This window comes from Burkholderia sp. D-99 (genome assembly GCF_011605345.1).
In the GTDB taxonomy this organism is placed as follows: Bacteria; Pseudomonadota; Gammaproteobacteria; order Burkholderiales; family Burkholderiaceae; genus Burkholderia.
Window position 1 is genome coordinate 187722 of sequence record NZ_JAAOXM010000011.1, and the last position, 23549, is coordinate 211270.

A 23549-nucleotide genomic window follows, 5' to 3' on the forward strand; every position below is an offset into this window, starting at 1 on the left:
AACCACTGCGAACGGCGAACCCCCATGACCAAGAAAGTTTACGTAAAGACCTTCGGCTGCCAGATGAACGAGTACGACTCGGACAAGATGGTGGACGTGCTGAATGCGGCCGAAGGCCTCGAAAAGACCGATACGCCGGAAGACGCGGACATCATCCTGTTCAACACGTGCTCGGTGCGTGAAAAGGCGCAGGAGAAGGTGTTCTCCGATCTCGGCCGCGTGCGCGAGCTGAAGGAAGCGAAGCCCGGCCTGCTGATCGGCGTCGGCGGCTGCGTCGCGAGCCAGGAAGGCGCATCGATCGTGTCGCGCGCGCCGTACGTCGACCTCGTGTTCGGCCCGCAAACCCTGCACCGCCTGCCGCAGATGATCGACGCGCGCCGCGAGAGCGGCCGCGCGCAGGTCGACATCTCGTTCCCCGAAATCGAGAAGTTCGACCACCTGCCGCCCGCGCGCGTCGAGGGGCCGAGCGCGTTCGTGTCGATCATGGAAGGCTGCTCGAAGTACTGCAGCTACTGCGTGGTGCCGTACACGCGCGGCGATGAAGTGTCGCGCCCGCTCGACGACGTGTTGACCGAAGTGGCCGGCCTCGCCGACCAGGGCGTGCGCGAAGTCACGCTGCTCGGCCAGAACGTGAACGCGTATCGTGGCGCGCTGACGGCCGGTTCCACCGAGATCGCCGATTTCGCGACGCTGATCGAATACGTCGCCGACATCCCCGGCATCGAGCGGATCCGCTACACGACGTCGCACCCGAAGGAATTCACGCAGCGCCTGATCGACACCTACGCGAAAGTGCCGAAGCTCGTGAGCCACCTGCACCTGCCCGTCCAGCACGGCTCCGACCGCATCCTGATGGCGATGAAGCGCGGCTACACGGTGCTCGAATACAAGTCGGTGATCCGCAAGCTGCGCGCGATCCGCCCGGACCTGTCGCTGTCCACCGACATGATCGTCGGCTTCCCCGGCGAAACCGAGGAGGATTTCGACAAGATGATGGCGCTCGTGCACGAGATGAGCTACGACACCAGCTTCTCGTTCATCTACAGCCCGCGCCCGGGCACGCCGGCCGCGAACCTGCACGACGACACGCCGCGCGAGGTGAAGCTCAAACGCCTGCAACATCTGCAGGCGACCATCGAGGAAAACGTCGCGCGCATCAGCCAGTCGATGGTCGGGAAGGTCGAGCGGATCCTCGTCGAGGGCCCGTCGCGCAAGGATCCGAACGAGCTCGCGGGCCGCACCGAGAACAACCGGGTCGTGAATTTCCCGGCACCGCTCGCATCGCACCCGCGCCTGATCGGCCAGATGATCGACGTGAAGATCAACCACGCATACCCGCATTCGCTGCGCGGCGAGCTCGTGCTCGTGAGCGACGACGCGAGCGCGGCCACGCACTGACGTTCCACCGGAGCCCGACGCCACTTTGAAGCCGACCCAAGCACTGGAATTCGTCGCGCCGCGCGACGACAACGCGCGCCTCGCCAACCTCTGCGGCCCGCTCGACGAGAACCTGCGGCAGATCGAACAGGCGCTCGACGTCACGCTGTCGCGACGCGGCCACCGGATCGCGATCCGCGGGCGCGGCGCCAAGCTCGCGCTCGCCGCGCTCGAGAACTTCTACAACCGCGCACGCGATGCACTGTCGGTCGACGACATCCAGCTCGCGCTGGTCGAGGTGCGCCACACGGCCGGCAACGGCCGCCAGGACACGCTCGACGTGCGCTTTCGCGGCGACCCCGACCATCCGTTCGACGACCCCGTCGTCCAGCTCGACGCCAGCGAGCCGGACGAGGAGCCCGCGCCGAAGCTCTACACGCGGCGAGCCGACCTGCGCGGCCGCACGCCGGCGCAGCGCGAATACCTGAAGCAGATCCTGTCGCACGACGTGACGCTCGGCATCGGGCCGGCCGGCACCGGCAAGACCTACCTCGCGGTCGCCTGCGCGGTCGACGCGCTCGAGCGCGACCAGGTCAAGCGGATCGTGCTGACGCGCCCGGCCGTCGAGGCCGGCGAGCGGCTCGGCTTCCTGCCGGGCGATCTCGCGCAGAAGGTCGACCCGTACCTGCGTCCGCTGTACGACGCGCTGTACGACCTGCTCGGCTTCGACAAGACGGCGAAGATGTTCGAACGCCAGATGATCGAGATCGCGCCGCTCGCGTACATGCGCGGCCGCACGCTGAACCACGCGTTCATCATCCTCGACGAGGCGCAGAACACGACGCCCGAGCAGATGAAGATGTTCCTCACGCGGATCGGCTTCGGTTCGAAGGCGGTCGTGACCGGCGACACGAGCCAGGTCGACCTGCCGCGCGGCCACAAGAGCGGCCTCGTCGAGGCGCAGCAGGTGCTCAACGGCGTACGCGGCATCGCGCTCACGCGCTTCACGAGCGCAGACGTCGTGCGCCATCCGCTCGTCGCGCGCATCGTCGAGGCGTACGACGAATTCCACGCGCAGCACCAGGACGGCTGACCGGCCCGACATCCCGGCCCGGCCCGCCAGACGGCGCGCCGGGCTTTTTTTCGCCTGCGTGAATTCGGGTGCGATCGGCCGTTTGGTGTATCCTCAACGCGTCCTAATCGCCGCACGCGTCATGAAATCTTCCCGTTCCCGCAAGTCCGGGCGCGCCCAGTCCGCCGCGCCCGCCTCCCCCCGCCTTTCGCTGTTCGACGCGAAGGGCAAGGCCCGCACCGTCAACGCGCAAGGGCTGCGAATCGACTTCCCGGACGGCCGCAGCCTGATGTTCGACCTGTCGGGCAGTTCCGGGGAAGCAGCCGTCGCGATCGTCGCGCAACACAACGATCCGGCCATGCGCGCGAAGCTCGCGCTGCAACCCGAGCACTACGACAGCGTGACGCTGCACGTGGGCGCCGAGCCCGCACCGCGCGAAGACGACACCGAAGACGCACTGCGCGAGCCGGAGCTCGACCTGTCCGTGCAGTACGGCGACGAGATCACGAGCGACGTGCGCAAGACGCTGCCCAAGCGCAAGCTGATCGCCGAATGGATCGAACCGGCGCTGTTCGCCAGTGCGCAGCTCACCGTACGCTTCGTCGGCGAAGACGAAGGCCGCACGCTGAACGCCGGCTACCGCCACAAGGATTACCCGACCAACGTGCTGACCTTCGCGTATGACGCGGCGCCCGACGGCACCGTGATCGGCGACCTCGTGCTGTGCTGCCCGGTCGTCGAGAAGGAAGCGCACGACCAGGGCAAGCCGCTCACGGCCCATTACGCGCACCTGCTGGTGCACGGCGCGCTGCACGCGCAGGGCTACGACCACGAGACGAGCGACGAGGACGCGGCCGAAATGGAAGCGCTCGAAGTCGACATCCTCGCGAAGCTGGGCTTCCCGAACCCGTACCAGTAAGCCGTCCGCACGATGCGCAACGCCGCGACGCTCCCGCCCGCCTACCCGCCGTCGATCGGCGACGGGCGCCTGCTGACGGAAGACGAGCTCGCGGCGTCGCTCGCGCACACGATGCGCGACTGGGACGGCCAGCAGGATCTCTGGCTGTTCGGCTATGGCTCGCTGATCTGGAACCCGGGGCTGCCGACCGTCGCCGCCGTGCGCGGCAAGGTGCACGGCTATCATCGCGGGCTCTACCTGTGGTCGCGCGTGAACCGCGGCACGCCCGAACGCCCGGGCCTCGTGCTCGCGCTCGATCGCGGCGGCTCGTGCTCGGGCATCGCGTTCCGGCTCGCCGGCCCGACCGCGCAGCCGCACCTCGAAACGTTGTGGAAACGCGAGATGCCGATGGGTTCGTACCGGCCTGCGTGGCTGCCGTGCTCGCTCGAGAACGGCGAGCGCGTGAACGCACTCGCGTTCGTGATGCGCCGCGACGCGCCGACCTATACGGGCAAGCTGTCCGATCCCGTCGTGAAGGAAGTGTTCGGTTGCGCGGCCGGCCGCTACGGCACGACGCTCGACTACGTCAGCCGCACGGTCGACGCGCTGCGCGCGAGCGGCATTCCCGATCGCGCACTGGAAGGGCTGCTCGCGCGATGCCGGTGACGCGGCACGGCGCCCGGCTTGCCGTCACGCGCTGCCGCGCCGTGTGCGCATTCGAACGAGGGCAAGACCGATGAAACCGTCACGCTGGTCGCGGTGCAAGGTTGCCGCGCTGATCGTCGCCGCGAGCGTCGCGCTGTCCGGCTGCGGAATACTCGGCTGCGGCGGCGCCGCGACCAACGGCGCGGCCGGCGGCGGCTGCTCGGCCGGCATGCGGTTCTGAACCGCGACCGGGCGCAGCCCGCGTGCGGCAGAATGCCGCCGCTCAACGCCTCCGCCGGACGTTTTTCCGCGTCACGGTTTCCCTCCCGTTCCACACCCGTTTTTGCCGCCGCTGCCCCGCCGCCCTTTTCTGAGATAGGATGGACACGAGGACGATGCCGCGCCCGGCGCGGCCGTCCGCGAGCGGGGCCCGCGCGCGCTGCCCACCCTGGCCATGCGGCTGGTGTGACACGGTCGCGTCGTGCCCTTGGTGTATCCTTGCCTACTCCGTGACAGCGCGCTCCGGCATGACCCGGGCGCACCACCATGAACGATTCGTATCCCAGTCGTAAGCCAACCGACAAACCGCAAGAAAAGCGCTCGCTGCTCGAGCGCCTGACCGACTTCATCTCGCCCGAGCCCGAATCCCGCGGCGAGCTGCTGGAAATCCTCCAGGACGCCCACGAACGCAACCTGATCGACGCCGATTCGCTGTCGATGATCGAAGGCGTGTTCCAGGTATCCGACCTGTGCGCGCGCGACATCATGGTGCCGCGCGCACAGATGGACGCGATCAACATCGCCGACAAGCCTGAGGATTTCATCCCGTTCGTGCTCGAAAAGGCGCACTCGCGCTACCCCGTGTACGAGGAGAACCGCGACAACGTCATTGGCGTGCTGCTCGCGAAGGATCTGCTGCGCTTCTACGCCGAAGAGGAATTCGACGTGCGCGGGATGCTGCGCCCGGCCGTGTTCATTCCCGAATCGAAGCGCCTGAACGTGCTGCTGCACGACTTCCGCGTGAACCGCAACCACCTCGCGATCGTCGTCGACGAATACGGCGGCGTCGCGGGCCTGATCACGATCGAGGACGTGCTCGAGCAGATCGTCGGCGACATCGAGGACGAATACGATTTCGACGAGGAAGCCGGCAACATCATCTCGGGGCCCGACGGCCGCTACCGCGTGCGCGCGCTCACCGAGATCGAACAGTTCAACGAGACGTTCGGCACCGATTTCCCCGACGACGAAGTCGATACGATCGGCGGGCTGATCACGCATCATTTCGGCCGCGTCCCGCATCGCGGCGAGAAGCTGCAGCTCGGCAACCTCGTATTCGAGATCCAGCGCGGCGATGCGCGCCAGGTGCACGTGCTGCTGGTGCGCCGCAATCCGCTCGCCAGCCGTCGCGCCGAAACCTCGCACGAGGACTGACCGTCGCGCGCCAGCCGCGCGTTCCACAACCGCTCGCCCACTTTCGCTTCACATGGACGATCCGATCCTGTCCCGCCCGGCTGGCGGTCTTCTCGCGCCGACACCCGGCCGCGCGCTGCCGCGCTGGCACTACCCGGCCGCGCTGCTCGCCGGCGCGGCCAATACGCTCAGCTTCGCGCCCACGCCGCATGGCGGCTGGCTGCAACTCGTCGTATTCGTCTGGTTTTTCGCGCAGCTCACGCGCACCGCGAGCTGGCGCAGCGCCGCGCTCACCGGCGGCGCGTTCGGCTTCGGCAACTTCATCAGCGGCATCTGGTGGCTCTACATCAGCATGCACGTGTACGGCGAGATGGCCGCGCCGCTCGCGGGCGGCGCGCTCGTGCTGTTCTCGCTATACCTGTCGCTGTACCCGGCGTTCTCCGCCGGGCTGTGGTCGTTCTGCGCAGGTCACGCGTGGCATCGCCGCACGCCCGACCCGCGGCCGTTCTCGCCGACCTGGCACGGCGCATTCGCGTTCGCGAGCGCATGGGCACTCGGCGAATGGCTGCGCGGCACCGTATTCACCGGCTTCCCGTGGCTCGCAAGCGGCTATCCGCAGGTCGACGGCCCGTTCGCGGGCTTCGCACCGGTCGCCGGCGTGTACGGGATCGCGTGGGTGCTCGCCTTGTTCGCCGCGCTCGTCGTGCAGGCGCTCGCCGCCGCCCGGCCGTCGCCGCTCGCCGAACCCCGTGCCGGCAATGCGCGCGTGCGCATCGCCGCGCCCGCCGGCATCGCGGTCGCGCTGATCGCGGCCGGTCTCGGGCTGTCGCAGGTCACGTGGACCGTGCCCGCGAACGCGCCGCTCACCGTGCGGCTGCTGCAGGGCAACGTGAAGCAGGACATCAAGTTCGAGGAAGCGGGCATCGACGCGGCGATCAAGATGTACACGCAGATGATCGTCGAGAAGCCGGCCGACCTGATCGTCACGCCCGAAACCGCGATCGCGGTGATGATCCAGGAGTTGCCCGAGCCGTTCGCCGTCGCGATCCGCAAGTTCAGCGACACGACGGGCTCGGCCGTGCTGTTCGGCGCGGTCGGTGCATCGGTGACCGAGGACGGCCACTACGTCGACTATACGAACAGCCTGTACGGCGTGACGCCGAATTCGCGCGACATCTATCACTACGACAAGCACCACCTCGTGCCCTTCGGCGAATTCATCCCGTGGGGCTTCCGGTGGTTCGTCGACCTGATGAAGATGCCGCTCGGCGACTTCGCGCGCGGCGCGCCGGTGCAGAAACCGTTCCTCGTGCACAACCAGCCCGTGATGGCCGACATCTGCTACGAGGACTTGTTCGGCGAGGAAATCGCCGCGACGATCCGCGACAACCCGCAGCCGCCGGGCGTGCTCGTCAACGTGACGAACCTCGCGTGGTTCGGCGACACGATCGCGCTCGACCAGCACCTGCAGATCGCGCGGATGCGCTCGCTCGAAACGGGCCGGCCGATGCTGCGCTCGACCAACACGGGGATGACGGCCGCGATCGATGCGCACGGCCGCGTGCTCGGCCAGCTGAAGCCGTTCACGATCGGCTCGCTCGACGTGCGGATCGAAGGCACGAGCGGCTTCACGCCTTACGTGACGAGCGGCAACAACATCGTGCTCGCGGTGTCGTTCGTGCTGCTCGCGTTCGGCTTCACGTTCGGCCCCGGGCTGCGCCGGCGCAATGGCCGGAACAACAGCAGGAACAACGGCGACGCCCCGCCGAAATGACGCAACAGGCCGCCGCTGCGCAGTGCGTGGCGGCCGCCGCCGCATGCAGCGGCCCTTGACCGCCAACCGGCCGGCCGCTCAGGCCGCTCAGTCCTGCCGGACCGACTCCGCCGATTGAACCGACTGAACCGGCTGCGCGGCCAGGCGCCGCAGGTCGCGGCTCACGTCCTCCATCACCGGCTCCCACGCACCGAACGCCGGTTGCCGGTACAGCGTGGCGCTCGGGTACCACGGGCTGTCCTTGCGTTCGAGCAACCACGGCCAGTGCGGATTCACGTCGAGCAGCACCCAGGTGCGCGCGCCGAGCGCGCCCGCCAGGTGCGCGACCGACGTGCACACGGTGATCACGAGATCCAGTGCGCCGATGAACGCGGCCGTATCGTCGAAGCTCGTCAGTTCCGCGGTGAAATCCTCGATCGCGAAGCCGGCCGCGCGCGCCGCCGCGACCTCCGCCTGCGCACCCGGCTGCAGCGAATGAAACGCGACGCCGTCGATCCCGCGGAACGCATCGGCATAGCGCTCGAGCCCGACGCGCCGGAACGGATTGCGCTGGTGCCCCGCACTGCCCGTCCACACGAGCCCGACCTTCAGCCGGCTGTCGCCCGCAAGCAGCGCGCGCCACGCGTCGCGCGCGGGCGGATCGGCACGCAAATACGGCACCGACGACGCGAGCGTGTCGTTCTCCATGCCGAGCATCAGCGGCAGGCCAATCAGCGGTACTTCGAAATCGAAGGCAGGCAGCACGTCGACGCCGCCGCCCGCGCTGAACGCATCCACATGCGCGCCGAGGCTGCGCTGCATCAGCGTGCCCACCTGCGGGAACGTATTCCATACGAGCCGGCCGCCTTCGCGACGCACGCGCTCGGCGAGCGGCGCGACGAAGCGGCAGAACTGCAGCACGTCGCCGAGCCCCTGCTCGCCCCACACGAGCAGCGTCTTGCCGGCGAGCGGCTCGCCCTGCCAGCGCGGGCCCGGCAGCACCGGGCGGCGGCCGCGCAACTCGCCCGCACCGTCCCAGCGCGCCTCGTGGCCGCGCCAGCCGGCCGCGTAGTTGCCGCGCACGAGCTGGATGATCGCCAGGTTGAAACGGTAGGACGCGTCGTCGGGCGCCAGCTCGCACGCGCGCGCCGCGAAACGCTCGGCGTCGTCCCAGCGCTGCGCCTCCTTCATCGCCATCGCGACGTTGTTCATCGCGAGCGCGTTGTCGGGCGCGAGCTCGACGAGCCGCGCGGTGCACGCGAGCGCGCCGTCCAGGTCGTGCGTCGCGAGCCGCGCGACGACGAGGTTGATCCATGCCTGCACGTCGCGCGGATCGGCGCGCACTGCTGCGTCGAGCAGCGCGATCTCCTCCGCGCGGTCGCTGCCCGACAGCCGCAGCGCGATCGCGAGGTTGTTGCGCAGCGACGGCCGCCCGGCATCGAGCGCCAGCGCCGCGCGATACGGCGCCACGGCGTCCGCGTGACGACCCGCCATCTGCAGCGCGTAGCCGTGATTGAAATACGCGGTCGCGCCCGGCTGCACGCGCGCCGCGCATTCGGCGAGCGCGACCGCATCGGCCGTGCGCTGCCGCGCGACGAGCGCGCCGGTGAGCTGCGCGAGCGCATCGGCGTCGACCGCATGCAGGTGCGCGGCGGCGGCAAGCCACAGATCGTGCGCGGCGCGCTCGCCGCGCGCCCGCGTATCGGCGGCCTCCCCGAGCAGCGCGAGGAAGGGCGGGAGCAGCGGAATGAGGATGTCGGTCGGATCGTCCATGCGGTCGGGATCGGCAAGCGGTGGCGCGGCACGCGTCGCGCGCACCGCAATACGCGCATCTTAACGCCCGTGCGAAGCCGTGCGGCACGCGCGTCGCGACATCCCGCGCGCGGCCGCCGGGCGCGCGCCGGCCACGCCCGCGCAGGCCACTCGGACGGGGCCGACGGTGCGCCTGCCCGCGTTCCGGCCGCATCCGCTCGCCGATCCGGTAAAATTACGCGTTTCAGCACACTAACAAGCCGCGCCGCCGCGCGAGCCGACCCTCCGGGCCCCGCCCGGAGCGCCGCCCGCAACGGAGCGCCAGCGCCACGAAGGCTCTTCATGCTTACGTTTCAGCAAATCATCCTGACGCTGCAGTCCTACTGGGACAAGCAGGGTTGCGCCCTGCTCCAGCCCATCGACATGGAAGTCGGCGCAGGCACGTCGCACGTCCACACGTTCCTGCGCGCGATCGGCCCCGAGCCGTGGCGCGCCGCGTACGTGCAGCCGTCGCGCCGCCCGAAGGACGGCCGCTACGGCGAGAACCCGAACCGCCTGCAGCACTACTACCAGTACCAGGTCGTGCTCAAGCCGGCACCGGAAAACATCCTCGACCTGTATCTCGGCTCGCTCGCGGCGCTCGGCTTCGACCTGCAGCAGAACGACGTGCGCTTCGTCGAGGACGACTGGGAAAACCCGACGCTCGGCGCGTGGGGCCTCGGCTGGGAAGTGTGGCTGAACGGGATGGAAGTCACGCAGTTCACGTATTTCCAGCAGGTCGGCGGCCTCGACTGCAAGCCGGTGCTCGGCGAGATCACGTACGGCCTCGAGCGCCTCGCGATGTACCTGCAGAAGGTCGAGAACGTGTACGACCTCGTGTGGACGGAGTGGGAAGAGCAAGGCCCGAACGGCCCCGAGCTGCGCCGCCTGTCGTATGGCGACGTCTATCACCAGAACGAGGTCGAGCAGTCGACCTACAACTTCGAGCACGCGAACGTCGACCTGCTGTTCACGTTCTTCAACAGCTACGAAGCGGAAGCGAAGAAGATGATCGACGCGCAGCTTGCGCTGCCCGCGTACGAACTCGTGCTCAAGGCCGGCCACACGTTCAACCTGCTCGATGCGCGCGGCGCGATCTCGGTCACCGAACGCGCGGCGTACATCGGCCGCATCCGCGCGCTGTCGCGTCTCGTCGCACAGGCTTACTACGACTCGCGCGAGAAGCTCGGCTTCCCGATGCTCGGCAACCCGCCGGGCGTGCCGGGCCTCACCACCGACGCCCAGGACGCCGCACAACCGGCATGGGCGCCGCCGCTCAAGGTCGAACGCAAGATCGATCAGGACTGACGAGACGAGATTCATTCCAATCATGACGCACAATCATCCCGCCCCCCTGCTCGTCGAACTGCTGACCGAAGAGCTGCCGCCGAAGGCCCTCGCGCGCCTCGGCGACGCATTCGCCGAAGGCCTCGCGCAACGCCTCGCGGCACGCGACCTCGTCGAAGGCGAACTCGTGTTCGAACGCTACGCCACGCCGCGCCGCCTCGCTGTCGTCGTGCAGAACGTGCGCGCCGTCGCACCTGAAAAACAGGTCCGCGAAAAGGTCCTGCCCATATCGGTCGCGCTCGACGCGGAAGGCAAGCCGACGGCTCCGCTCGCGAAGAAGCTCGCGGCGCTCGGCCACCCGAACCTGTCGATCGCCGATCTCGAGCGCGCGCAGGACGGCAAGGCCGAAGCGTTCTTCATCAACTATTCGGCAGCCGGTGCGACGCTCGCCGACGGCCTGCAGGCCGCGCTCGACGAAACGCTCGAGAAGCTGCCGATCCCGAAGGTGATGACCTACCAGCGCCCGGACGGCTCCGACGTGAAGTTCGTGCGCCCGGTGCATCGCCTGACGGTGCTGCACGACGATCGCATCGTCCCCGTCACCGCATTCGGCGTCGACGCCGGCGACACGACGCTCGGCCACCGCTTCCTGTCCGACGGCCTCGTCGCGATCCAGCATGCGCGTGCATACGCCGACACGCTGCGCGACAAGGGCCGCGTGATCGCGCATTTCGTCGATCGCCGTGAAACGATCCGCACGCAGCTGAACGAACACGCGAACGGCGATACCGTCGTGATGCCCGAAGCGCTGCTCGACGAAGTGACGTCGCTGGTCGAATGGCCGGTCGTCTACCCGTGCCGCTTCGAGGACGAATTCCTGCAGGTTCCGCAGGAATGCCTGATCCTCACGATGCAGACGAACCAGAAGTATTTCGCGCTGACCGACGTCGCCGGCAAGCTGCGCTCGCGCTTCCTGATCGTGTCGAACATCGAGACGAAGACGCCGGGCGAGATCATCGAAGGCAACGAGCGCGTCGTGCGCCCGCGCCTCGCCGATGCGAAGTTCTTCTTCGAGCAGGACAAGAAGAAGCCGCTCGCCGACCGCGTGCCGCAGCTCGCGAACGTCGTGTATCACAACAAGCTCGGTTCGGCGCTCGCGCGCGTCGAGCGCCTCGAGGCGCTGGCCGGCGAGATCGCGCCCGCGATCGGCGCCGATGCCGCGCTCGCGAAGCGCGCCGCGCGCCTCGCGAAGGCCGACCTGCTGACCGACATGGTCGGCGAGTTCCCGGAACTGCAGGGCACGATGGGCACGTACTACGCGCGCCACGACGGCGAAGCCGACGACGTCGCGCTCGCCTGCGCCGAGCACTACCAGCCGCGCTTCTCGGGCGACGCGCTGCCGACCACGCCCGTGTCGACCGCCGTCGCGCTCGCCGACAAGCTCGAAACGATCGTCGGCATCTGGGGCATCGGCCTCGCGCCGACCGGCGAGAAGGATCCGTTCGCGCTGCGCCGCCACGCACTCGGCGTGCTGCGCCTGCTGCTCGAGAAGCAGTTGCCGGTCGATCTCGTATCGCTGCTGCGCACGGCCCACGCGCGCTTCGAGGGCGTGCCGGGCGTCGCCGAGTCGACCGATGCGATCTTCGCGTTCTTCATGGATCGCCTGCGCGGCCTGCTGCGCGAGCGCGGCTATTCGGCCGGCGAAATCGATGCGGTGCTGAGCCTGAACCCGACGCGCGTCGACGATCTCGTCGCGCGCCTCGACGCGGTGCGCGAATTCACGCGCCTCGCGGAAGCCGAAGCGCTCGCGGCCGCGAACAAGCGGATCTCGAACATCCTGAAGAAGTCGGAAGGCGGCGCGAACGGCACGGTGCAGCCGGCGCTGCTCGTCGAAGCCGCCGAGAAGGCGCTGCACGAACAGCTCACGGCCGTGACGCCGCACGTGCAGTCGCAGCTCGAAGCGCGTGCGTACACGGGTGCGCTGTCGGCGCTCGCCGCACTGCGCGCACCGGTCGACACGTTCTTCAACGACGTGATGGTCAACGCGGAAGATCCGGCACTGCGCGCGAACCGTCTCGCGCTGCTGTCCGCGCTGCACCAGCAGATGAACTGCGTCGCCGACATCTCGAAGCTCGCCGCATAAGGGCCGCACGATGCCGACCAGCCCCAACCGAAAGCTCGTCGTCCTCGACCGGGACGGCGTGATCAACGTCGATTCGGATGCGTTCATCAAGACGCCCGACGAATGGATCGCGCTGCCCGGCGCCCTCGAGGCGATCGCCCGGCTCAACCACGCGGGTTATCGCGTGGTCGTCGCGACCAACCAGTCCGGCATCGGTCGCGGGCTGTTCGACATGGCCACGCTCAACGAGATGCATCTGAAGATGCATCGCGCGGCGGCCGCGGTCGGCGCACGTATCGACGCCGTGTTCTTCTGCCCGCACACGGCCGAGGATCACTGCGACTGCCGCAAGCCGAAACCCGGCATGATGCAGATGATCGCCGAGCGCTTCGAGATCGATCCCGATCACACGCCGGTCGTCGGCGATTCGCTGCGCGACCTGCAGGCCGGCGTCGCGGTCGGTTTCCGTCCGCACCTCGTGCTCACCGGCAAGGGCAAGAAAACGCTCGCCGCCGGCAACCTGCCGCCCGGTACGAAGGTCCATGACGACCTGCGCGCCTTCGCGCTCGATTTCCTTTCACACGAACACGAGTGATGCAGCCGCCACGCGCATCCTCCCTAACGCCAGACTTACGCCGATGCGCTTCGTCCGCTCCCTGCTGCTGCTGATCTACTTCATCCTGTACACGGTGCCGTACGCCACCGCGTGCTTCATCGCCTTTCCGTTCATGCGACCCGACGCGCGCTACTGGATGGCGGCCGGCTGGTGCAAGTCCACGCTGTGGGTCGTGCGCTGGCTGAACGGCATCCGCTACCGGATCGAAGGCTATGAGAACCTGCCCGACGGCCCGGCCGTGCTGCTGTCGAAGCACCAGTCCGCATGGGAGACGCTCGCGTTTCCGGCGCTGATGCCGAGGCCGCTCTGCTACGTGTTCAAGCGCGAGCTGCTGTACGTGCCGTTCTTCGGCTGGGCGCTCGGGCTGCTGCACATGGTCAACATCAACCGCAAGGAAGGCAAGAATGCATTCGTGTCGGTGATCCGCCAGGGCAAGAAGCGCCTGTCGGAAGGCGCATGGATGATCATGTTCCCGGAAGGCACGCGCACGCCGGTCGGCAAGCAGGGCAAGTACAAGACGGGGGGCGCGCGCTTCGCGATCGAAACCGGCGCACCGGTCGTGCCGATCGCGCACAATGCAGGTCGGGTGTGGCCGCGCAACTCGTTCACGAAATTCCCGGGCGTCGTCACCGTGTCGATCGGCAAGCCGATTCCCAGCGAGGGGCTGACGCCCGATGCATTGAACTCGCAGGTCGAAGCATGGATCGAAGCGGAAATGCGCCGGATCGATCCGGATTCGTATCGCCAGGCGGGCAACGCCGGCACGCGCGATGCCGCGCGTGTCTGACGCCCCCAGGTTGCAGCCGTTGCGTACGACAAAAAGAAGCGAACTGATGAAACAGCGTCCGCGGCCACGGCCTGCCGTCGTGGCCCTCGATCATCGCCAGATGGATCTGCCGCTCTTCGACGGGCCGGCCGCCGCACCGTCGGCGCCCGCCACCCCGCCCGCACCGACCGAAGCGGCACCCGCCGCGCCGCTCGATCCGGGCCCGGCGCCCGACCGCTCGCGCGTGCGGACGTTCGCACTCGACAGCCGTGTGCTCGAATACCGCCTGAAGCGCTCGGCGCGCCGCACGATCGGCTTCACGATCGACGGCAGCGGGCTGTCGATCACCGCGCCGCGCTGGGTCACGCTCGCCGACATCGAAGCCGCGATCTCCGAGAAACAACGCTGGATCTTCGCAAAGCTCGCGGAGTGGAAGACACGCACCGAGCAGCGCGCGCTGCCGCAGATCGACTGGCGCGACGGCGCGCAGCTGCCCTATCTCGGCAAGACGGTGACGATCGCGCTCGGCGCAGGCGCCGTCGCATTCGACGCCGATGCGCTGCGGCTCTCGCTGCCGCTGCCCGTGCAGGCCGACATGCAGCAGATCAAGGATCGCGTGCAGGGCTGGCTGCAGGGCGAAGCCAGGCGAATCTTCGGTGAACGCCTCGCGGTCTACGCGGAGAAGCTCGGCGTCACGTATGCGATGTACGCGCTGTCGTCGGCCGCGACGCGCTGGGGCAGCTGCTCCAGCGACGGCAAGATCCGCCTGAACTGGCGGCTGATCCATTTCCCGATGTCGATCGTCGACTACGTCGTCGCGCACGAGCTGTCGCACCTGCGCGAAATGAACCACAGCCCCGCCTTCTGGCAGACCGTCGAATCGATCTTCCCCGAGTTCCGCGAAGCGCGGCACACGCTCAAGCATCACCCGCCCGAGCTGCTGCCGTCGCTTTGACGCGCACGGCTTCGCCGCCAACGAAAAAGGGCGATGCGGGTCACCCCGCACCGCCCTTTTTTGCGGCCGCGGCGCACATCGCACGCCGCGGCCCGGTTCATCCGGCGCTCAGTGCGCCTTCTTCTGGATGAACTCGATCTTGTAGCCGTCCGGATCCTCGACGAACGCGATCACGGTCGTGCCATGCTTCATCGGGCCCGCTTCGCGCGTGACCTTGCCGCCTTGCGCCTTGATCTTGTCGCAGGCCGCATACGCGTCGTCGACTTCCAGCGCGAGGTGGCCGAATCCGTTGCCGAGATCGTAGGCCGGCGTATCCCAGTTATGGGTCAGCTCGATCACGGTGCCCGTGCTTTCGTCCTCGTAGCCGACGAATGCGAGCGTGAACTTGCCTTCCGGATAGTCGTCGCGGCGCAGCACCTTCATGCCGAGCAATTCGGTGTAGAACTTGATCGAGCGGTCGAGATCGCCGACTCGCAGCATCGTATGCAGCAATCGCATGTGTTGTACTCCTGTGGGGACTTTCCAGAACCGGGAACTCTACCAGAGTCGGGTGAACTTCGCCGGGGGCGCCTAGCCGGGGGCGCCCAGCCGGGGGCGTCTGGCCGGAGCCCGGCCTATACGGCCCATCGGCACCGACCGGTGCAGGCGCAACGGCGCAAAACAGCACGATCCGGCTCGCCCGGCTACCGTGCCGATCGGGTAACATCCTTCCACCTCGCACCAAAAGCGGGCATGCGACACACCGCCCGAACGCGACCACCCACTCTTCCCTACCGCCACACTGCCGTGCGAAACCGCCGATTCGAGCGCGCCGGATGCGCCACCCTCCCGATCTCGCAGCCGCCGTACCGAACCGGCGAGGTTCGCCGATGAGCACGCTCGCCGCTGCCCCCGTGCGCCGCGCGCTCGACATGCGCGCCGTCGGCCTGATGCTGCTGCTGTGCGCGATCTGGGGCTTCCAGCAGGTCGCGATCAAGAGCACGAACGCCGCGATCGCGCCGATGTTCCAGGCCGGGCTGCGCTCGGTGATCGCAGCGGTGCTGCTGTGGGGCTGGGCCCGCTCGCGCGGTACGCCGCTGTTTCAGGCGGACGGCACGTTCGGTGCGGGCCTCGCGGCCGGTGCGCTGTTTGCCGGCGAATTCATCTGCGTGTTCTTCGGGCTGACGCTGACGAGCGCGTCGCACATGGCGATCTTCCTGTACACGGCACCGTGCTTCACCGCGCTCGGCCTGCACCTGTTCGCACCGGGCGAACGGCTGCAACGTACGCAGTGGGCCGGCGTCGGCCTTGCATTCGCCGGCATCGCGCTCGCGTTCGCGGACGGCTTCCTGAAGCCGCGCACCCCCGGCGCATCCGTGCTGGCCGGGCTCGCCGGCGACGCGCTCGGAATCCTCGGCGGCGCGATGTGGGCCGCGACGACCGTCGTCGTGCGCTCGACGGCGCTCGCGCGGGCGAGCGCGAGCAAGACGCTGTTCTACCAGCTCGCGGTATCGGCAGTCGTGCTGATCGCACTTGCCGCACTGTTCGGCCAGGTGTCGTTCGCGCACGTCACGCCGGTCGCGGTAGCGAGCCTCGCGTACCAGTCGGTGATCGTCGCGTTCGTCAGCTACCTGTCGTGGTTCTGGCTGCTGACGCGCTACAGCGCGTCGCGGTTGTCCGTCTTCACGTTCCTGTCGCCGCTCTTCGGCGTCGCGTTCGGCGTGCTGCTGCTCGGCGAATCGGTCGGCTGGCGCTTCATGTCCGCGGCCGCGCTCGTGCTGACCGGCATCGCACTCGTCAACGCGCCGCCACGCAGGCGCGCGTAACGCCGCCCGGTCGCGGTCCGACATCGACGAAAACGGCGCGGGGAAAATGAAAAAGGCCGCCCGCCAGGGCAGCCTTGTGAACCTCGAGCCGGCGTGCGACACGCGCATGACGCGCGCGCTGCCGTTACTCTGCGGCCTTGCGCATCTTCGCCAGCGCCTGCGCCACGCCGACGTATTCGGCCACGCTCACATCCTCCGCACGGCGCGCGAGATCGAAGCCGAGCGCGTCGAAATCGATCGTCTCGCGATAGTCGCCGAGCGTATTGCGCAGCATCTTGCGGCGCTGCGAAAACGCGGCGGTGACGACTTCGCCGAGCAGCACGGGATCGACATCCGGCAGTTCGTGCGGCTCGTACGGAATCATCCGGACGATCGCCGAATCGACCTTCGGCGGCGGCTGGAACGATTCCGGCGGCACGTCGAGCATCTTTTCCATCACGTAGCGGTACTGCAGCATCACCGACAGACGCGAAAACGCCTTCGTGCCCGGCTCCGCGACCATCCGCTCGACGACTTCGTTCTGCAGCATGAAGTGCTGGTCGATGACCGCCTCGGCGAACGTCATCAGGTGAAACAGCAGCGGGCTGGAAATGTTGTACGGCAGGTTGCCGACGATCCGCAGCGACGGCTTGTCGCCGGGTGCCGCTAGTGACCGGAAATCGAACGCGAGCGCGTCGCCCGCATGCAGCTCGAGCAGCGCGCCGAAGCGTTGCTGCAGGCGCCCGATCAGGTCACGGTCGAGCTCGACCGCATGCAGCGGCGCCTCGGGCGTCGCGAGACGCTCGATCAGCGGCCCGGTCAGCGCGCCGAGGCCCGGGCCGATCTCGACCATGCGTTGGCCGCGCGCGGGGCCGATCGTCGAGACGATCGAGTCGATCACGCCGTGATCGACGAGGAAGTTCTGCCCGAAGCGCTTGCGCGCGAAATGGCCTTGGTGCTGTCTACTGTTCGACATCGACTGAGTAAAACGAAAAATACGACGAATGAGGGGAAGCCGGGCCGCGTCAGGCCGTGCGGCGGTGGCGCGCCATCGTGACGGCCGTGTCGAGCGCGGCGATCATGCTGCCGGGATCCGCGCGGCCCGTGCCGGCCAGATCGAGTGCCGTGCCGTGATCGACCGACGTGCGAATGATCGGCAGCCCGAGCGTCACGTTGATGCCCTCGCCGAACGTCGCATACTTCAGCACGGGCAGACCCTGGTCATGGAACATCGCTAGCACGCAATCGGCATCGGCGAGATAGCGCGGCTGGAACAGCGTGTCGGCCGGATACGGGCCGCGCGCGTCGATGCCCTGCGCGTTCGCGCGGGCCAGCGCCGGCGAGATCACGTCGATCTCCTCGCGGCCGAGATAACCGTTCTCGCCCGCGTGCGGGTTCAGGCCCGTCACGAGAATGCGCGGCGCGGCCAGACCGAAGTCGCGCCGCAGGTCGCGATCGATGATCGCGAGCGTCTCGACGAGCCCGTCGACCGTCAGCGCGGCCGACACGTCCTTCAGCGGCAGGTGCGTGGTCGCGAGCGCGACGCGCAGCGGCTGGTGGCCGGTACCGGCCAGCATCATCACGACACGCGGCGTATGCGTGCGCTCCGCCAGGTATTCGGTATGGCCGGTGAACGGCACGCCCGCATCGTTGATCGTGCTCTTCTGCAGCGGCGCGGTGACGATTGCGTCGTACCGGCCGGCCAGCGCGCCGTCGATCGCCGCGTCGAGCAGCCCGAGCACGTACGGGCCGTTCGCCGCGTCCAGCTTGCCCGCTTGCGCGGGCACGGCGAGCGCGTGATGCGCGACCGACACCGGCCCGCTGCCGGCCAGCGTGGCCCGGTCGGCGCCGACGGCCGCCGCACGCGCGTCAAGCAGCGCCGCATCGCCGAGCACGGTGAAATGCGCGTCGGGCCAACGCTGCGCGGCATCACGCAGCGCCTGCACGGTCAGTTCCGGGCCGACCCCTGCGGGTTCGCCGGTCGTGATCGCGATCTGCAGCGCGGGCGTGGTCATCTGAAGCTCGCTCAGTTCGCCGGGCCGACGCCGCCGATCTTGTACTGCACGTACGACGAATCACGCAGCTCGCGCAGCCAGTCGGCATAAGCCTGCTCGGCCTTGCGCTGGCCGATCGCCTGACGCGCGATATCCATCTGCTGCTGCACCGAACCTTCCGCGTCGCGGCGGCTCAGCACCTGGATCAGGTGATAGCCGTACTCGGTACGGATCGGCTGGCTGATCTGGCCGTCCTGCAGGTTGTTCATTGCGCGCTCGAATTCCGGCACGGTCTCGCCCGGGCTGATCCAGCCGAGATCGCCGCCCTGCGACGCCGAACCGTCCTGCGAGTAGGTGCGCGCGAACTTCGCGAAATCGCCGCCGGCCTCGACCTGGCTGCGGATATCGGCGAGTTGCTGGCGCGCCTGGCCTTCCGACTTGCCTTCGCCCACGCGCAACAGGATGTGGCGCACGTGCGTCTGGACGATCTTCGGTGCCGCGGCGGACGCGCCCTGGCTCTGGCGACGATCGACGAGACGCACGATCTCGAAGCCGTCCGGCACGCGGATCAGCGTCGGGTTGACCTGGCCCGGGCGCAGCTTCGATGCGGCGTCGACGACGTCGGCCGGCAGCGCGCTCGGCGACTTGAAGCCGAGGTCACCGCCCTTCTTCGCGTCGTTCGCTTCCGAATTGTTCTTCGCGAGCTTCTCGAAATCGGCACCCGACTTAGCCTGCTGCAGCAACGCGTCAGCCTTCTTCTGCGCGGCTTCGATGTCGGCCTGCGGCGCGTTGGTCGGTGCCTTGATGAAGATGTGCTGGAAGCGCAGGTCCTGCTGCTGCGACGCGCTCGGCCCGCGCTGGCTCGCGATGTAGTTCGCGACCTCGGCGTCCGACACGGTGATCTTGCCGTCGACCTCGCGCTCGCGCAGCTTCGACAGCATCAGTTCGGTGCGTGCGTCGCTCGTGAAGATGCTCCAGGGCACGCCTTGCGCCTCGAGACGCGCGCGGTACTGGTCGAGCGTCATGCCGTTCGCCTGCGCGAGACGCTGCAGCGTGGACTGTACCGTCGCATCGTCGATGCGGATCCCGTCGTCCTTGGCCTTCTGCACCTGGATACGCTCGAGCACCATCTGGTTCAGCACCTGCGCGCGAAGCTGGTCGGTCGGCGGCACGGGTGCGTTCTGCTGCTGCAGCCGGCGCGCGATCAGGCCGGCGCGCTGGTCGAGTTCGCGGCCCGTGATCACGTCGTTGTTGACGACCGCGACGACTTCGTCGGCGAGCTGCGCACCTTGCGAACCGAGCGCCTGCGCCGCGGCCGGCGCGGCGGCGAGCAGCGCGGCGGCCGCAGCGAGACTGGACACGACTGCCGCGAAACGAAGGGTTTTCTTCATTGCCACTGGAACTCCATTGAAATCGTGCTGACCGGTGCAGACAAGCCGGCGTTACTCGTAGTTGCTGAAGCGGGACATCGGCGGCGGCGGCGGCGGCAGCGGCGTGTAGCCCGGCACCCCCGCGCGGAATGCGGACACGAGGCCGTTGTCGACGGTCGACAGGCCCTTGAGCGTCAGCTGCATCATGAAGCGCGTCGACGAGTTCTGCTGTCCCGACGAATTGATGCCGTTCGCAGCCCGCTGCACCCCGACCCCGAGCGCCCAGCAATCCGCGTCGTATTGTAAGCCGACCAGACCGTCGACCACGCGATCGCCGGCGAGGTCGTAGTTGAAGCGGCCGATCGCATACAGGCGGCGCGTGAGCGGCCATTGCGCGGACACCAGGAACTGGTTGATCGGCTGGTTGTCGAGCGTGGTGTTCGAACGCGTATAGCGGTAGCCGACGTTGATCACGCGGCGCTCGCCCGGGCTGTAGCCGAAACCGACGCTCGACTTCACGAGCTGGTTGTTGTTCTGGTTGTACTGGAACGCCGTCTCGGACATGAAACCCGAGCCGAGCTTCAGCGCGGCGCCGACGATCAGGTCCGAGTGGCGCGCCAGCACGGCGCTCTGGCCGGAATTCAGCGTGACGCGCTGATCGGCGAAGTAGTACTGCTGCGCGATCACGAAACGCGCGCGCTCGTCGCCGGTGCGCGGATCGATGAAGCGCGACGTCAGGCCGGCCGTGATCCGGTTCGCATCGGCGATCCGGTCGTTGCCGACGAACGTGTTCGGCTGATAGATCTCCGCGAGGCCGAAGTCCGATTCCGCGGTGTCGAACAGCGGTGCGTTCGACTGGTCGCGATACGGCGTGTACACGTAGTACAGGCGCGGCTCGAGGGTCTGGATGAAGTCCTGCCCGAACAGGCGCACCGAGCGGTCGAAGATCAGGCCCGAATCGAAGCTCACGGTCGGGATCGACTCGGTGAAGCGCTTCGGGCTGTTCGGCGTGGTCGACGACAGGTAGTTCAGGTCGTACGACGCGAAGTGGTACTGGACCTTCGGCACGACGAAGTAGCCGGGGCCGTACACGCCGTACGCGATATACGGGTTGAAGACGATCCGGTCGCCTTGGGTCGCATCGGCCGTCGTGATGCGGAACCGCGAATAGTCGGCTTCCGCGCCGAAGTCGAAGCCGCCGACGTTGTACTTCGTGTACTTCACGTTCAACTGCGGCTCGCGGCTGTACGGCGCGATCGACGGCGGCAGCGTCTGCCAGTGCTGGTAGCGCGCGAGCACCGACCACGGGCCGTTGTTGTACGTGAGGCCCGCTTCCTGCTGGTACAGCGTCTGCGTCCCGTTGATGAACTGGTTCATCGACCCAAGGTCTTCGGGATACAGGTTGTCCGAGACCTTGTTGTAGTAGACGTAGCCGCCGAAGCCGCCGCCGAAGTTCTGCTGGTGCTGCCAGTAGATCGCGTAGCGGTTGCGGTGCGCGAGCCGGTCATCCGGCAGGTAATTGGCCGTAAACGTGCCCGAATACGACGGCGACAGGTAGCGGAACGTCGCTTCCATCATCGCGCCGCGCCGCGAGATGATGCGCGGCGTGAGCGTCAGGTCGCGGTTCGGCGCAATGTTGAAGTAGTACGGCAGCGTCAGCTCGAAGCCGTTGCTCGAGTTCATCGAGAACGTCGGCGGCAGCAGGCCGCTGCGCCGCTCGCCCGACAGCGGGAACGTCATCCACGGGCTCGCGAAGATCGGCACGCCCTGGAAGAACAGCACGCCGTTGCGCGCGGTGCCTTCGTCGGCGCCCGTGTCGAAGTCGAAGCGGCTGCCCTTGATGTACCACGCGGGGTTCGTCGAGCACTGGCACGCGGTGTAGGTGCCGTTGACGAACACCGAGCGCTCGTTGTCGACCATGTCGACGCGCTCCGCGCTGCCCGACCCGCCCGTCATGTTGAAGTGGTACTTCGGCGCCGTCATGAAGCCCTGGTTCGCCTCGATCTTCAGGTGCGCCTCGGGGCCCACGAACGACGTGCCGGAATTGTTCACCCTGACCTGGCCGTACGCATCGGCCATGTCGGTATCCTGATCGTAGTGAATCGCATCGGCCTTCACGACGGCATCACCCCGCCGCAGCTCGGCCGAACCCTTCGCGGCAAGATCCTGCTCGGCCGTGCCGCTCGTGTGGTCGGCGATCACAAAGGTGGCCGGCTTCGCGCCGTCCTTCAGCGGACGATCCTCGAGCTGGGGCGCGAGACGCAGATCCCACGGCGAGTCGAGCGGCTGCGGCTGCGCGGCCGCGCCCGACAGCTGCGCGTACGACACGGCCGGCACGAGGCCGGGCACGGCCAGGAGCGCGAGCGCGAGCCGCCGTTTGCGCGGCGCCCCGTCACCGGGGAAAACATTCGGGAATAGCGGTTTGGGCGGCATCTATCGTTTGGCGAATCGCCCCTTGTCAACCGCGCCGTCGCGGCACATTCGCGCACGGCGGGCCGCGCCGTCGCACCGCGACTGCGGCTGAGCGCAAACCGGGGAGGCGATCGGGTGACGGCGCGACAGGCGGCGGGCCTGCACGGCGGAAAGCTGACGCGGGGCGCGTCAAAAAAGTCGTGGGGTATTATATGGCAAGACGTCCCCCCCTCCTCCGAGTTTCATGACGCCCCCATCCGCCGCATCCCAGCCCGACGCCCGCCTCGAAGCGCTCACCGCGTGGCTGCACCCGCTCGCCGAGCGCTACGCGCTCGACCTGTCGACCCTCGCGCCCGCGTCGTCGGACGCCAGTTTCCGCCGCTATTTCCGTGTCGCGTCGGCCACGAGCCCCGGCGGCACGCTGATCGCCGTCGACGCGCCGCCGCCCGAGAAGTGCCGCGAATTCGTCCAGGTCGCGCAACTGCTCGCCGCGGCCGGCAACCACGTGCCGGAGGTACTCGCCCACGATTTCGACGCCGGCTTCATGCTCGTGTCCGATCTCGGCCGCACGTCGTACATCTCGGTGCTCGATCCGGCCGACCCGGCCGCCGCCCGGCCGCTGATGCACGCTGCGCTCGACGCGCTGATCCGCTTCCAGCTCAGGTCGTTGCCCGACGTGCTGCCGCCGTTCGACGAGGCATTCCTGCGCCGCGAGATGGAGCTGATGCCCGAATGGTTCGTCGGCCGCCACCTCGGCAAGCCCGTCACCGACGCGATGCGCGGCACGCTCGACCGCACCTTCGCGCTGCTGGTCGCCAGCGCGCATGCGCAGCCGCAAGGTTTCATGCTGCGCGACTTCATGCCGCGCAACCTGATGGTGTGCGAGCCGAACCCGGGCATCCTCGATTTCCAGGACGCCGTCTACGGGCCGCTGACGTACGACGTCGTGTCGCTGCTGCGCGACGCCTTCATCAGCTGGGACGAGGAGTTCGAGCTCGACTGCTTCGCGTACTACTGGGAAAAGGCGAAAAAGGCCGGCCTGCCGGTCGATCCCGATTTCGGCGAGTTCTACCGCCAGCTCGAATGGATCGGGCTGCAGCGCCACATCAAGGTACTCGGCCTGTTCGCGCGGATCAACTACCGCGACGGCAAGCCGCATTACCTGAACGACCTGCCGCGCTTCATCACGTATGCGCGCAAGGTCGCGCTGCGCTACCGCCCGCTCGTGCCGTTCGCGAAGCTGCTCGACGAGCTCGAGGGCAACGCGCCGGCCGACGTCGGCTATACGTTCTGA

General features: G+C 68.1%; 20 protein-coding genes. 14 read left to right on the forward strand and 6 right to left on the reverse strand.

The genetic code is table 11. The annotated features are described in order from the left end of the window. Window positions 1-24 precede the first annotated feature (24 nt). The 7 genes from miaB (at window position 25) to lnt (ending at window position 7179) form a co-directional block, all read left to right on the forward strand. Window positions 25-1398 (forward strand): tRNA (N6-isopentenyl adenosine(37)-C2)-methylthiotransferase MiaB, encoded by a 1374-nt coding sequence (gene miaB, locus HAV18_RS30460; RefSeq protein WP_166963505.1) that lies wholly within the window; start codon window positions 25-27, stop codon window positions 1396-1398. A 25-nt stretch (window positions 1399-1423) separates the two neighbouring features. Next, a complete protein-coding gene (locus tag HAV18_RS30465) occupies window positions 1424-2470 on the forward strand; it encodes a PhoH family protein (protein WP_166963506.1) in 1047 nt (348 codons plus the stop codon). A 121-nt stretch (window positions 2471-2591) separates the two neighbouring features. Further along, on the forward strand, window positions 2592-3368 hold the full coding sequence (gene ybeY / locus HAV18_RS30470; RefSeq protein WP_166963507.1) for an rRNA maturation RNase YbeY: 777 nt from the start codon (window positions 2592-2594) through the stop codon (window positions 3366-3368). Window positions 3369-3380: 12 nt separating this feature from the next. Beyond that, window positions 3381-4013 (forward strand): gamma-glutamylcyclotransferase, encoded by a 633-nt coding sequence (locus HAV18_RS30475; protein ID WP_166963509.1) that lies wholly within the window; start codon window positions 3381-3383, stop codon window positions 4011-4013. Between the two features lie 70 nt (window positions 4014-4083). After that, entirely contained in the window at window positions 4084-4233 is a 150-nt protein-coding gene (locus HAV18_RS30480; RefSeq protein WP_166963510.1) for a hypothetical protein, read from the forward strand. 305 nt (window positions 4234-4538) lie between these two features. Further along, entirely contained in the window at window positions 4539-5426 is an 888-nt protein-coding gene (locus HAV18_RS30485; protein ID WP_021160150.1) for an HlyC/CorC family transporter, read from the forward strand. Window positions 5427-5478: 52 nt separating this feature from the next. Next, a complete protein-coding gene (gene lnt / locus HAV18_RS30490) occupies window positions 5479-7179 on the forward strand; it encodes an apolipoprotein N-acyltransferase (RefSeq protein WP_166963512.1) in 1701 nt (566 codons plus the stop codon). Between the two features lie 87 nt (window positions 7180-7266). Here the strand turns inward: lnt and HAV18_RS30495 are convergent, their stop codons facing one another. Beyond that, window positions 7267-8931: a hypothetical protein gene (locus tag HAV18_RS30495; RefSeq protein ID WP_166963513.1), complete on the reverse strand. Its 1665-nt coding sequence runs from the start codon at window positions 8929-8931 to the stop codon at window positions 7267-7269. Between the two features lie 321 nt (window positions 8932-9252). On the opposite strand from HAV18_RS30495, the gene glyQ reads away from it, so the two are divergent. Genes glyQ through HAV18_RS30520 form a run of 5 tightly spaced genes read left to right on the forward strand, consistent with a single transcriptional unit; the run spans window position 9253 to window position 14695 of the window. After that, window positions 9253-10257, forward strand: coding sequence for a glycine--tRNA ligase subunit alpha (gene glyQ / locus HAV18_RS30500; protein ID WP_166963521.1), 1005 nt, complete (start codon window positions 9253-9255; stop codon window positions 10255-10257). 22 nt (window positions 10258-10279) lie between these two features. Then, a complete protein-coding gene (glyS, locus tag HAV18_RS30505; protein ID WP_166963523.1) occupies window positions 10280-12379 on the forward strand; it encodes a glycine--tRNA ligase subunit beta in 2100 nt (699 codons plus the stop codon). A 10-nt stretch (window positions 12380-12389) separates the two neighbouring features. Then, window positions 12390-12953 (forward strand): D-glycero-beta-D-manno-heptose 1,7-bisphosphate 7-phosphatase, encoded by a 564-nt coding sequence (gene gmhB / locus HAV18_RS30510; protein WP_166963525.1) that lies wholly within the window; start codon window positions 12390-12392, stop codon window positions 12951-12953. Window positions 12954-12996: 43 nt separating this feature from the next. Continuing rightward, complete coding sequence (locus HAV18_RS30515) at window positions 12997-13761, forward strand: 1-acyl-sn-glycerol-3-phosphate acyltransferase (RefSeq protein ID WP_166963527.1); 765 nt, start codon at window positions 12997-12999, stop codon at window positions 13759-13761. A gap of 46 nt (window positions 13762-13807) precedes the next feature. Next, the gene (locus tag HAV18_RS30520) at window positions 13808-14695 is read left to right on the forward strand and encodes a M48 family metallopeptidase (RefSeq protein ID WP_166963529.1); all 888 of its coding nucleotides are present in this window, start codon (window positions 13808-13810) and stop codon (window positions 14693-14695) included. Between the two features lie 108 nt (window positions 14696-14803). On the opposite strand, the gene gloA is transcribed toward HAV18_RS30520, so the two are convergent. Next, entirely contained in the window at window positions 14804-15193 is a 390-nt protein-coding gene (gene gloA / locus HAV18_RS30525) for a lactoylglutathione lyase (protein ID WP_166963531.1), read from the reverse strand. Between the two features lie 371 nt (window positions 15194-15564). Between gloA and HAV18_RS30530 the strand changes: the two genes are divergently transcribed. Beyond that, window positions 15565-16500, forward strand: a complete 936-nt coding sequence (locus HAV18_RS30530) for a DMT family transporter (RefSeq protein ID WP_166963533.1) — start codon at window positions 15565-15567, stop codon at window positions 16498-16500. A gap of 124 nt (window positions 16501-16624) precedes the next feature. Here HAV18_RS30530 and rsmA read toward each other — a convergent pair whose 3' ends face one another. From rsmA to HAV18_RS30550, 4 genes are read right to left on the reverse strand one after another with little or no spacing between them, the layout of a single operon-like run. Continuing rightward, on the reverse strand, window positions 16625-17455 hold the full coding sequence (gene rsmA, locus HAV18_RS30535) for a 16S rRNA (adenine(1518)-N(6)/adenine(1519)-N(6))-dimethyltransferase RsmA (RefSeq protein ID WP_166963535.1): 831 nt from the start codon (window positions 17453-17455) through the stop codon (window positions 16625-16627). 49 nt (window positions 17456-17504) lie between these two features. Further along, window positions 17505-18494, reverse strand: a complete 990-nt coding sequence (gene pdxA / locus HAV18_RS30540) for a 4-hydroxythreonine-4-phosphate dehydrogenase PdxA (protein WP_166963537.1) — start codon at window positions 18492-18494, stop codon at window positions 17505-17507. A gap of 11 nt (window positions 18495-18505) precedes the next feature. Further along, window positions 18506-19864, reverse strand: a complete 1359-nt coding sequence (locus HAV18_RS30545) for a peptidylprolyl isomerase (RefSeq protein WP_166963539.1) — start codon at window positions 19862-19864, stop codon at window positions 18506-18508. A gap of 51 nt (window positions 19865-19915) precedes the next feature. Continuing rightward, window positions 19916-22276 (reverse strand): LPS-assembly protein LptD, encoded by a 2361-nt coding sequence (locus HAV18_RS30550; protein ID WP_166963541.1) that lies wholly within the window; start codon window positions 22274-22276, stop codon window positions 19916-19918. A gap of 223 nt (window positions 22277-22499) precedes the next feature. Between HAV18_RS30550 and HAV18_RS30555 the strand changes: the two genes are divergently transcribed. Beyond that, complete coding sequence (locus HAV18_RS30555; protein ID WP_166963543.1) at window positions 22500-23549, forward strand: aminoglycoside phosphotransferase family protein; 1050 nt, start codon at window positions 22500-22502, stop codon at window positions 23547-23549.

Coding starts and splice junctions, on each gene's coding strand:
- miaB (WP_166963505.1), top strand. CDS start 25: ATGACCAAGAAAGTTTACGTAAAGACCTTCGGCTGCCAGATGAACGAG.
- ybeY (WP_166963507.1), top strand. CDS start 2,592: ATGAAATCTTCCCGTTCCCGCAAGTCCGGGCGCGCCCAGTCCGCCGCG.
- HAV18_RS30475 (WP_166963509.1), top strand. CDS start 3,381: ATGCGCAACGCCGCGACGCTCCCGCCCGCCTACCCGCCGTCGATCGGC.
- HAV18_RS30480 (WP_166963510.1), top strand. CDS start 4,084: ATGAAACCGTCACGCTGGTCGCGGTGCAAGGTTGCCGCGCTGATCGTC.
- HAV18_RS30485 (WP_021160150.1), top strand. CDS start 4,539: ATGAACGATTCGTATCCCAGTCGTAAGCCAACCGACAAACCGCAAGAA.
- lnt (WP_166963512.1), top strand. CDS start 5,479: ATGGACGATCCGATCCTGTCCCGCCCGGCTGGCGGTCTTCTCGCGCCG.
- HAV18_RS30495 (WP_166963513.1), bottom strand. CDS start 8,931: ATGGACGATCCGACCGACATCCTCATTCCGCTGCTCCCGCCCTTCCTC.
- glyQ (WP_166963521.1), top strand. CDS start 9,253: ATGCTTACGTTTCAGCAAATCATCCTGACGCTGCAGTCCTACTGGGAC.
- glyS (WP_166963523.1), top strand. CDS start 10,280: ATGACGCACAATCATCCCGCCCCCCTGCTCGTCGAACTGCTGACCGAA.
- gmhB (WP_166963525.1), top strand. CDS start 12,390: ATGCCGACCAGCCCCAACCGAAAGCTCGTCGTCCTCGACCGGGACGGC.
- HAV18_RS30515 (WP_166963527.1), top strand. CDS start 12,997: ATGCGCTTCGTCCGCTCCCTGCTGCTGCTGATCTACTTCATCCTGTAC.
- HAV18_RS30520 (WP_166963529.1), top strand. CDS start 13,808: ATGAAACAGCGTCCGCGGCCACGGCCTGCCGTCGTGGCCCTCGATCAT.
- gloA (WP_166963531.1), bottom strand. CDS start 15,193: ATGCGATTGCTGCATACGATGCTGCGAGTCGGCGATCTCGACCGCTCG.
- HAV18_RS30530 (WP_166963533.1), top strand. CDS start 15,565: ATGAGCACGCTCGCCGCTGCCCCCGTGCGCCGCGCGCTCGACATGCGC.
- rsmA (WP_166963535.1), bottom strand. CDS start 17,455: ATGTCGAACAGTAGACAGCACCAAGGCCATTTCGCGCGCAAGCGCTTC.
- pdxA (WP_166963537.1), bottom strand. CDS start 18,494: ATGACCACGCCCGCGCTGCAGATCGCGATCACGACCGGCGAACCCGCA.
- HAV18_RS30545 (WP_166963539.1), bottom strand. CDS start 19,864: ATGAAGAAAACCCTTCGTTTCGCGGCAGTCGTGTCCAGTCTCGCTGCG.
- HAV18_RS30550 (WP_166963541.1), bottom strand. CDS start 22,276: ATGCCGCCCAAACCGCTATTCCCGAATGTTTTCCCCGGTGACGGGGCG.
- HAV18_RS30555 (WP_166963543.1), top strand. CDS start 22,500: ATGACGCCCCCATCCGCCGCATCCCAGCCCGACGCCCGCCTCGAAGCG.